The sequence below is a fragment of the Pseudoroseomonas cervicalis ATCC 49957 genome (assembly GCF_000164635.1).
Classification (GTDB): Bacteria; Pseudomonadota; Alphaproteobacteria; order Acetobacterales; family Acetobacteraceae; genus Pseudoroseomonas; species Pseudoroseomonas cervicalis.
Window position 1 is genome coordinate 1 of the sequence record NZ_GG770819.1, and the last position, 1,124, is coordinate 1,124.

Sequence of the window (1,124 nt, forward strand, 5' to 3'; positions counted from 1 at the left end):
GGCTCCGCCGCCTCCGGCTCGCCGCACCCGTGCAGCGGCACGCCGAGCGGCGGCAGCCGCCCCAGCCTGCGCTCCACCGCCGCGCGGATCAGCTCGACATAGCGCGGCAGGTAGCGGCCGAAGAAGTCGCGCCGCTCCGCCTCGCTCGCCGCCGCCTGGCCCGAGGGGTTCTCCAGCACGGTGCGGAAATCATTCTCGTGCCGCAGCGGCACGACGCGGAAATTCGCGCCGAAATCCTGCCCCAGCAGCGCCCGCCGGTCGAGGCCGAGCAGCGTCACGTCCAGCCCCAGCGTCCAGGCCGGCAGCGCGCCATGCACGCGCAGCGTCACCAGGCTGTCGGCGGTGGCCAGGTAGCGGATGAACGGGTCGGCATCCTCGAACACGACATGCGGGATGCCGAGCTCGTCGAGCATCTGCACATCCTGCTCGTCATGCGCGATGAAGATGCGGCTCGGGTCGGCCTGCCACATGCGGCGGTAGAAGCCGTGCACATCGGCATCCACCCGGTTCCAGAAGCTCGCCGTGCCGTTCAGCACCGAGACCAGCTGCTGCGGCCGGCGGAACAGCGGCCGCGGCTCGAACAGCGCCGAGAAGAAGCCCGGGCAGGGCAGCGCCTCATGCGCGATGCCGAGCCCCTGCATCACCGCGGCGCCGCCCCGGTCGCGGCAGGTCATCAGGTCGAAGCCGGCGTAGCGGCGGTAATACGGCCCCGAGGGGCCGGCGGCGACGCGCCCGGCGAAATCGGCGTCCGCCGCCGCGCGGTCGGCCCCGAAGGCGTCGAAATAGAACGCCCCGGCGCCAAGGTTCAGCTTCACCGGCACCGCGCTCTCGGCGATCGCGGCGATGCGCCGGATGTTCTGGCTGATCTCGCCGGTATGGGCGATCTGCGGCGTGCCGCAGATCACCGCGATGTCGGTGTCGGCCGGCAGCGGCGCGTCGTCGGAGAGGTAGCGCACCGCCTCCTCATGCGGGCCGATCGCGGCGCGCAGGATGTTGCGCACGCCGCGGTAGATCACGCGGTCGCCGACATTGGCCAGATTCTCGCCGACCTTGTCGGGCAGCGTCAGATAGGTGACCTTGATGGCGGGCATGCGGACTCCGGTCGGTGGGCGGTCTGGCCGGGG

The 1,124-nt window shown here is 71.9% G+C and carries 1 protein-coding gene; it reads right to left on the reverse strand.

Going from position 1 to position 1,124, the window contains the following annotated elements:
* Positions 1-1,091 (reverse strand): polysaccharide pyruvyl transferase family protein (locus HMPREF0731_RS19310; protein ID WP_007005893.1); only part of this gene is annotated, 1,091 nt, incomplete at its 3' end.
* Positions 1,092-1,124: the final 33 nt, after the last annotated feature.